Here is an 8066-nt window from a genome sequence, read left to right on the forward strand (position 1 = left end):
GGCGGCATCGAAATCGAGCAGGTTGAGCGAGTGGATCAGCAGATCAAGCCGGCGGGCATCGCTTGGGTCCGCCCCCGTCGCCTTTGCGCCAACCCGTAGTTCGGCGAGCGTGACCGCCGAAATCGCAATGCCACCCTCGAACGCCTCCGCCAGACGATCGCGCAGCCGTTCGCTCCGCGCCTTGGCGAAGTCGATACAGGCATTGGTATCGAGCATGATCATGCGGCGCGATCCGGGGCCGACCCGCTCCAGTCGCGTTCTTCCTGCTCGGTGTCGCCGCGCCCGTCGGCCATGAACCCGTCGGAGAAGGCACCATATAGGCTGAGGAACACCCGCTTGGCCGATCCGCTGGGCCAGAAGGAAAAGCTGCCATCGGCATGGGGGACGATCGTGACCTCATCGCCATCGCTCAGCCCGAGCGCCTTGGGCAGGCGCAGCGCGACCGAATTGCCCGATTTGAATGTCCGGGTTTTGAACTCGTCACCCATATGCGCCTCCGTATAGTCCGAATGTATATACATTGGCTGTCTGCTTCAAGGAACGAACCCGCTCTCGCCGCGCTATGGCTGTCATGGAAGACTGTATCATCGTCGGCGCGGGGCCGGCTGGACTGACGGCGGCGATCTATCTGGCGCGCTATCACCTGTCGATCCGGCTGTTCGATTGCGGATCGAGCCGGGCGGCGCTGATCCCGCGCACGCACAACCATGCCGGCTATCCCGAGGGGATCGAAGGCGTCGAGTTGTTGCGGCGGATGCTGGCGCAGGCGGAGCTGTACGGCGCGGTGCGTGAGGCGGCCAAGGTGACGCGGATCGAGCCGGTTGCGGAGGGCTTTATCGTCCATGCGGGCGAGCGGCGGGTTGCGACACGCGCGGTGCTGCTGGCGACCGGGGTGGTCAATCACCGGCCCGAGGGGTTGGAGGATGCGGTGCATGATCCAGCGCTGGCGCGCGGGCTGCTGCGCTATTGCCCGGTGTGCGATGGCTATGAGGTGACCGACAAGCGCGTGGGCGTGATCGGGACCGGCGATCACGGGATGCGCGAGGCGCTGTTCCTGCGCGGCTTTACCCGCGACGTGACGCTGATCGCGCCGGATGTGGAGCATCGGCTGGATGCGGCGTGTGTGGCCAAGCTGGAGGAAGCGGGAATCGCGCGAGTTGACGGGCCGTGCGGGGGCTATGCAATCCAGGGGGATCGGATTGCCCTGGATACTGCACAAGGCCGACTTGCGTTCGACAGCATCTACCCGGCGCTGGGGTCGCGCATCCGGTCCGACCTCGCGGTAGCGGCAGGCGCGGCGGCGACCGAGGACGGATGCCTCGAGGTCGACGACCACCAGCGCACTAGCATCCCCGGCCTGTTCGCGGCGGGTGATGTGGTGAAGGGGCTGGACCAGATCAGCAACGCGATGGGTCAGGCGGGCGTGGCGTCGACGACGATCCGGAACATGCTGAGCGCGCAACGGGCGATTTGGCGGTAGCTGCGACCCGATAGAACCCCTCGTCCCCCCGGGCTCGACCCGGGGCTGGGCTAACCTTGCACCTCCAGAGAAGCCCGTCCCCGGGTCAAGCCCGGGGGGACGGTGGGGTTAGTCGGGCCGCGGCGCAAACCGCAGCGCTTGGATCGTCGGTGGGTTCGTCGGGGCCATCAGGATCTGGCCGTCGAGCTTGCCCTTAGCGCAATTCCAACGAAAGCTGGTCGACAGATTGCCGGTCGGGTCGAGCGGTTCGGCGGTGGGACAATGACCCAGCACGGCCTTGATCCGCGCGAATTCCGTCCGCCAGTGCGCGGCGTCGCGGTCGAGGAGGAAGTTCATCGCGAGCTTGCCGTCCAGCGGCTTGAGGTCACCGGCTGCATATGCGGCGCGGGCGGCGTCCTGCATTTGCGCCAATAGCGGATTGAGCGGGGTCGCGCGGGGGTCCGCCGCCCCTGCCCGCGCCAGTGACCACAGCGACTGCCACACCGGCACGGCAGGCGCGGTATAGGTCTTGTTGGTGAAGGCGAAGGCGGCGATGCCGCGCTCCGGCACCAGCACGACATAGCTGCCATAGCCGGGATAGCCGCCACCATGCTCCAGCGCGACGCCGAGGTCGCAGTCGCTGGTGATGCGCAGGCCCATGCCATAGGCGGTGCCGTGCTTGCACGTGTCCCCCTCCGGCGCGCCGCGACGCGGGCCGACGCGGACGAAGTTGAGGCCCTGCACCATTTCGCGCACCGTCGCGCGCTTGACCGGACCGGTCTCGACTCCGTCACGCGGGGGCCATGCCGACAGCAGGAAGCCGACCCATTTGGCGTAGTCATTGGCGGTGGTGATCATGCCGCCCATCGCGCCGAATGCGCCGTCGCGCATTTCCGGCTCGGCCACCCACTTCTCATCCTCCCAGCGATAGCCGAGCGCGAATTTGTCGCGCGGCACCTGCGCTATGTCATAGGTCGTCGCGGCCATGCCGAGCGGCTTGAGAATCGTGCGGCCGATATAGGCCTGGTAGGGCTCGCCCGAGACGTTGGTGATGATGCGGCCGAGCAGTGCATAGCCGTAATTGGAATACTCATGCGCCATGCCGCCGGTGCGGCTCCATGGCACACCCTGCGCGATCATCGCGCTGAACTGCGCCTCGCTCAGCACCTGTTGCCGGTCGCCCCAGGGATCGTCGGTGACCATACCGCCGACATGCGCGAGCAGGTCGCGGATGCGGATGCGCGGGCTGTCGGTCGTCGGATACTTCCAGCCGCGCATTTCGGGGATGTGCTGTTCGGCGAGGTCGTCGAGACGCAGCTTGCCCGCGTCGCGCAGGTGCAGGATCGCGAGCGCGGTGAACGCCTTGCTCATCGATGCGATGCGGAAGCGGGTGTCGAGCGTGACCGGCGCGCCGCCGGGGGTTTGCGTCCCGACCATCGCGGACAGCGCAGGCTTGCCATCCTTGATGACCATATAGACCATGCCGGGGGTCGGGTTCTGCGCGCGATATTTGGCGAAATGGTCGCCGATCTCGGTCACCTGAGCGGGCGGGATCTGGCCCGCTGGCGTCTGGGCGAGCGCGGACAGCGGGGCGAGCGCAAGGGCGGCGGCGAGGCGGAGCTTCATGGCGCGCAGCCAATCAGAATTCCGCCCCGCACGCAAACCCCTGCGCGCGTTACGCCGCGAGGTAGCTGTCGAGCTTGTCGAAGCTGCCGCTCCAGCCGCCGGTCATCGATTCCATCGCGGCGACGAAGCTGGCCGCCTGCTCCGCCGTCGGATCGATCGGGATCCAGCGCAGCGTGATGCGCGTACCGCCCTCGATCGCTTCGAACCGGATATCGGTGCGCAGCGTCGCGGGCCAGGCGTCGAAGAACGGGCATGGCACGACCTTGCCATCGGCATCGGCGAAGCTCTGGTCATAGACGAGATGGTCGGGGCGATCGACCGTACGATAGTCGCACAGCGTATAGAGCACACTGCCACCCGCCGCGTCGGAACGGGCGTGGAGCGTTGCACCGGTAGCGATGGTGCCGCTGAGCACGGTCACCTGCGTCCCCTCCGGCCCCGACCAGCGCGCCATCTGCACCGGATCGGCCCAGGCGTCGAACACGCGGTCGATCGGGGCGGCGAAGGTGCGCTGGATGGTGAATTCGGGGGTCACGGCGGCGTCGGTCATGCGGGGTCTCCGGTGTTGAGCGTGGCGAGATAGGCGTCGAGGCGGTCGAACTTGGCATCCCAGTCGGCACCGAGCCGGTCGAGCCAGTCGGCGGGAAGCGAGAGCGCGGCGCGGTTGAGGCGGCGCGGGCGCGACTGGCCGGCGGTGGCGGTTTCGACGAAGCCGGCGCGTTCGAGCACCTTGAGATGTTTCGAAATAGCTGGCTGGCTCACCGCAAATGGCGCGGCGAGTTCGGACACCGTGGCCTCTCCCTTGGCCAGCCGTGCAAGGATCGCGCGGCGGGTGGGGTCGGCCAGGGCGGCGAAGGCAAGATCGAGCGACTCATCCATAGCCATATGGATATATAACCTATTGGATATGTAAAGCACTTTGCTCACGCCTTGGATGAAGCGCAGCCGTCAGCGCCACGCCGAGCGCGTTCAGTGCACTGAAACATGTCGGGATTGCGCGAGCTGAAAGCGCGCTTATTCCGCCCAGCCGTCGGCGATTGTGAGCGTGGTCGCATCCCATGCGGGCACGGCTTCTGCGCGCATCGGCACCATGAAGCGCTTGCCGTCCGGCTTTTCGATTTCGAGCACGTCGCCCGCGCCGAAATTCTCGACCGTCACGACGGTGCCGATGGGGTCGCCGCCTTGCGCGACGGCGGACAGGCCGAGCAGGTCGGCATGATAATATTCGCCCTCACTCAGCGGCGGGAGTTCGGCGCGGGTGACGGTGAGTTCGGTGCCGCGCAGCGCTTCGGCGGCGTTGCGGTCGGTCACTTCGGCAAAGCGCGCGATCGCGCCGTTGTTGCCGGGGCGCACCGATTTGAGCGTCAGCGCGCCGCCGTTGAAGCGGCGGTGCACCGACAGGTCTTCGGCAAAGACCTTGAGGCGGACCTCCCCCGTCACGCCGTGCGCGCCGATAATGACGGCGAGCGTGACGGGGGTGTCGTTAGCCAAAGGATCAGCCCTCGGCCTTTTCTTCACCGGCTTCAGCGGCCGGAGCTTCCTCGGCAGCAGCTTCTTCAGCCGGGGCTTCTTCAGCGGTGGGCTCTTCGGCCGGGGCAGCGGCAGCGGCTTCGGCAGCAGCCTTGGCTTCTGCGGCGGCTTCCTCGGCGGCCTTCAGCTTCTCGGCCTTCTCTTCGGCGCGCTCGACGGCCTTTTCGCCCGGCTTGCCCTTGTTCGGGTTGTTCTTGGCAGCGCGCTCCTTGACGCCGGTGACGTCGAGGAAGCGGGCGACGCGGTCAGTCGGCTGCGCACCGACGCTCAGCCAGTGCTTCGCACGGTCGGTGTCGAGCACGATGCGCTTCTCGTCATCCTTGGCGAGCAGCGGATTGTAGGTGCCGATCTTCTCGATGAACTTGCCGTCGCGGGGCGAGCGCGCATCGGCAACGACAATGCGGTAATAAGGGCGCTTCTTCGAACCGCCACGCGACAGACGCATGCTGAGAGCCATTTTCGTACTTCCTTCTGTAGATTCTAAGCGTTGAAACCAGTTACTTCTTCTTGTTCAAAAACTTGGCGAGCTCTGGCGGAATGTCGCCGCCCCCGCCGGGAAGGCCGGGGAGTCCGCCGCCGGGGCCACCGAGCTTGCCCATCATCTCGCCCATGCCCGGACCGCCCAGCGCGTTGCCAAGGCCGCCCATGCCGCCCTTGCCGAGCATGCCCAGCATCCCCTTGAGGCCGCCCATCTTCTTGAGCCGCTTCATCGCGGTGGACATTTCCTGGTGCATCTTGAGCAGCTTGTTCACGTCCTGAACGGTCGTGCCCGAACCCTTGGCGATGCGGATCTTGCGCTTGGCGTTGATCAGTTCGGGCTTGGCGCGTTCCTTGATCGTCATCGAGGTGATGATCGCGTCCATGCGCAGCAGGATCTTGTCGCCGCCGGCCTGTTCGACCGCACCCTGCGCCTTCTTCATGCCGGGGATCATCCCGGCCAGCGCGCCGAGGCCGCCCATCCGGCGCATCTGCGCCAGCTGGCTGCGCAGGTCGTTCATGTCGAACTGACCCTTGGCGAGGCGCGCCGCCATCTTCTCGGCGTCTTCCTGCTCGATCGCCTGCGCCGCCTTTTCGACCAGCGACACGACATCGCCCATGCCGAGGATGCGGCCGGCGACGCGCGAGGGGTGGAACGGCTCGATCTGGTCGAGCTTCTCGCCGATGCCCGCGAACTTGATCGGCTTTCCCGTGACCGCGCGCATCGACAACGCCGCGCCGCCGCGCGCATCGCCGTCCATGCGGGTCAGCACGACGCCGGTCAGCGGCACCTGATCGCTGAAGTTCTGCGCGACGTTGACCGCGTCCTGACCGGTCAGCGAGTCGACGACGAGCAGGATTTCCTGCGGTTTCGAGATGTCGGCCACCGCCTTCATCTCGTCCATCAGCTGCTGGTCGACGTGCAGGCGGCCCGCGGTGTCGAGCATCAGCACGTCGAAGCCTTGAAGCTTCGCGGCCTGCATCGCGCGACGGCCGATATCGACCGGCTGCTGGCCCGCGACGATCGGCAGGGTCGCGACCTCGATCTGGGTGCCGAGCACCGCCAGCTGTTCCTGCGCGGCCGGGCGATTGACGTCGAGCGACGCCATCATCACCTTCTTGCCCTGCTTCTTGAGCAGCTTGGCGAGCTTGGCAGTCGTGGTCGTCTTGCCCGACCCCTGCAAGCCGACCATCATGATCACGGCGGGCGGGGTGACGTCGATCTGCAGCTCGGCCGTATCCGGGCCAAGCATTGCGACGAGCGCGTCATTGACGATCTTGACGACCTGCTGCCCCGGCGTGACCGACCGCAGGACCTGCTGGCCGACCGCTTCCTCGGTCACCTTGTCGACGAACTGGCGGGCGACCGGCAGCGCGACGTCAGCCTCGAGCAGCGCGATACGCACTTCGCGCATCGCGGTCCGCACATCCGCTTCGGTCAGCGCGCCACGACCCTTGAGACGGTCGAATACGCCGCCAAGCCGTTCGCTCAGACTGTCAAACACTCGCTTCTCCCATTGCTCTCAAGTCCGAAACGCATAAAACGCCGGCGGACGAAACCTCGTCGGCCAGCGTTGCCCGGGGGCATATGTCGTCGCGTTCGTGAGAACGGTCGGAGGCGCGCTTAGCCGCAAACCAAGATAAGTGCAACTGCGGCGGCGTTAACCCTCTTCCCGCATTTGCCTTAACCCCTTCTACACGGTCGGCATGGGATATCTCCGGTTCGTTTGAAGGGGAGCAATTCCGGCATGTCGCTGGGCATCGACGACGACCAGACCGAGCGCAGCGGCGGCGGATCCGACCTGATCACAGGCGCGATCAGCGTTGCCGCGATCCTGATGTTCGTCGGGACCGGCAGCTCGGTGCTGTCCAAGACGCTGCGCCATTACCTGGAGGGCTCGGCTCCGGCCGATCGCACGCTGGTGATCGCACTGCTGCTCAACGTCGCGCTGATCCTGTTCGGTTGGCGCCGCCATCGCGGCCTAAGCAACGAAGTGCGCATCCGCGCCGCCGCCGAGGAGCGCGCGCAGCTGCTGGCGAGCCGCGATCCGCTCACCGGTTTCCTCAACCGCCGCAGCCTGGCCGAGGAAGGCGCGGCGATGTTCGTGCGCGGCCAGAAGCGGCGCAAGGCGATGGCGATGATGATCATCGACCTCGACCACTTCAAGACGGTCAACGACATGCACGGCCATGCCGTCGGCGACGCGTTGCTGCGCGCTGCGGCGGGCGAGATTGCCGGCGCGATGCCGCCGATCGCGCTGACTGCGCGGCTGGGCGGCGACGAGTTTGCCTGTGCCTTCCTGTTCGACCCGCAGCATCCCGAATTGATCGAGCGCATCGCGGAAAAGCTGGTCGCGCAGATGGCGCAGCCGTTCGAGGCGGAAGGGCTGCGGCTGCATGTCAGCTGTTCGGTCGGCATCGCGCGGTCGGACTTCGACTGCCAGTCGGTCGATTCGCTGATGCGATCGGCGGATATCGCGATGTATGTCGCCAAGAAATCGGGCCGCAACCGCTATGCGTGGTTCGATCACTCCATGGAGCGCGAGCTGCAGACGCGCAACGAGTTGGAGAACGGCCTGCGCACCGCGATCCCGCGCGGCGAGATCGTCCCCTATTTCGAGCAGCAAATCGACCTGCAGACCGGTAAGCTGATCGGGTTCGAGGTCCTCGCCCGCTGGGAACATCCGACGCGCGGGCTGATCAGCCCCGAACTGTTCATCCCGATCGCCGAAGAGACCGGCCTGATCGCGGAGATGTCGCTGTCGCTGATGCAACAGGCGTTCACCGCAGCGCGCGACTGGGACAGCTCGCTCAGCCTGTCGGTCAACATCTCGCCGGTCCAGCTGCGCGACGCGTGGCTGGCGCAGAAGATCATCAAGGTGCTGACCGAGACGCGCTTCCCGGCAAGCCGGCTGGAGGTGGAGATCACCGAAAGCTCGCTGTTCGACAATCTCTCGCTCGCCCAGTCGATCGT

The 8066-nt window shown here is 66.4% G+C and carries 10 protein-coding genes; 2 read left to right on the top strand and 8 right to left on the bottom strand.

The window, feature by feature from the left end; all coding sequences use genetic code 11:
* Both AX681_RS09245 and AX681_RS09250 read right to left on the bottom strand, forming a co-directional pair.
* A partial coding sequence (locus tag AX681_RS09245; protein WP_156456067.1) for a PIN domain-containing protein occupies nt 1-222 on the bottom strand: 222 nt, incomplete at its 3' end.
* A complete protein-coding gene (locus AX681_RS09250) occupies nt 219-521 on the bottom strand; it encodes an antitoxin (protein WP_414713223.1) in 303 nt (100 codons plus the stop codon). The genes AX681_RS09245 and AX681_RS09250, both read right to left, overlap by 4 nt.
* Nucleotides 522-571: 50 nt before the next feature.
* Between AX681_RS09250 and AX681_RS09255 the strand changes: the two genes are divergently transcribed.
* Nucleotides 572-1480, top strand: coding sequence for an NAD(P)/FAD-dependent oxidoreductase (locus AX681_RS09255; RefSeq protein WP_066664543.1), 909 nt, complete (start codon nt 572-574; stop codon nt 1478-1480).
* Nucleotides 1481-1588: 108 nt separating this feature from the next.
* On the opposite strand, the gene AX681_RS09260 is transcribed toward AX681_RS09255, so the two are convergent.
* The 6 genes from AX681_RS09260 to ffh all read right to left on the bottom strand — a co-directional run bounded on the left by AX681_RS09260 (nt 1589) and on the right by ffh (nt 6597).
* Nucleotides 1589-3085, bottom strand: coding sequence for a serine hydrolase domain-containing protein (locus AX681_RS09260; RefSeq protein ID WP_066657985.1), 1497 nt, complete (start codon nt 3083-3085; stop codon nt 1589-1591).
* Nucleotides 3086-3134: 49 nt separating this feature from the next.
* A complete protein-coding gene (locus tag AX681_RS09265; RefSeq protein ID WP_066657982.1) occupies nt 3135-3635 on the bottom strand; it encodes an SRPBCC family protein in 501 nt (166 codons plus the stop codon).
* Complete coding sequence (locus AX681_RS09270; RefSeq protein ID WP_197421829.1) at nt 3632-3970, bottom strand: ArsR/SmtB family transcription factor; 339 nt, start codon at nt 3968-3970, stop codon at nt 3632-3634. Before AX681_RS09270 ends, AX681_RS09265 begins: the two co-directional genes overlap by 4 nt.
* Nucleotides 3971-4099: 129 nt before the next feature.
* A complete protein-coding gene (rimM, locus tag AX681_RS09275) occupies nt 4100-4576 on the bottom strand; it encodes a ribosome maturation factor RimM (protein WP_066657977.1) in 477 nt (158 codons plus the stop codon).
* Between the two features lie 4 nt (nt 4577-4580).
* Complete coding sequence (rpsP, locus tag AX681_RS09280) at nt 4581-5072, bottom strand: 30S ribosomal protein S16 (RefSeq protein WP_066657975.1); 492 nt, start codon at nt 5070-5072, stop codon at nt 4581-4583.
* 40 nt (nt 5073-5112) lie between these two features.
* A complete protein-coding gene (gene ffh / locus AX681_RS09285) occupies nt 5113-6597 on the bottom strand; it encodes a signal recognition particle protein (RefSeq protein ID WP_066657973.1) in 1485 nt (494 codons plus the stop codon).
* 243 nt (nt 6598-6840) lie between these two features.
* Here ffh and AX681_RS09290 point away from each other — a divergent pair.
* Nucleotides 6841-8066, top strand: a 1226-nt coding sequence (locus AX681_RS09290) for a putative bifunctional diguanylate cyclase/phosphodiesterase (RefSeq protein WP_066682110.1), incomplete at its 3' end; no start/stop codon positions are given.

The sequence above is a fragment of the Sphingomonas sp. CCH9-E2 genome (assembly GCF_001557215.1).
Lineage (GTDB): Bacteria > Pseudomonadota > Alphaproteobacteria > Sphingomonadales > Sphingomonadaceae > Sphingomonas.

Coding starts and splice junctions, on each gene's coding strand:
- AX681_RS09250 (WP_414713223.1), bottom strand. CDS start 521: ATGTATATACATTCGGACTATACGGAGGCGCATATGGGTGACGAGTTC.
- AX681_RS09255 (WP_066664543.1), top strand. CDS start 572: ATGGAAGACTGTATCATCGTCGGCGCGGGGCCGGCTGGACTGACGGCG.
- AX681_RS09260 (WP_066657985.1), bottom strand. CDS start 3,085: ATGAAGCTCCGCCTCGCCGCCGCCCTTGCGCTCGCCCCGCTGTCCGCG.
- AX681_RS09265 (WP_066657982.1), bottom strand. CDS start 3,635: ATGACCGACGCCGCCGTGACCCCCGAATTCACCATCCAGCGCACCTTC.
- AX681_RS09270 (WP_197421829.1), bottom strand. CDS start 3,970: ATGGCTATGGATGAGTCGCTCGATCTTGCCTTCGCCGCCCTGGCCGAC.
- rpsP (WP_066657975.1), bottom strand. CDS start 5,072: ATGGCTCTCAGCATGCGTCTGTCGCGTGGCGGTTCGAAGAAGCGCCCT.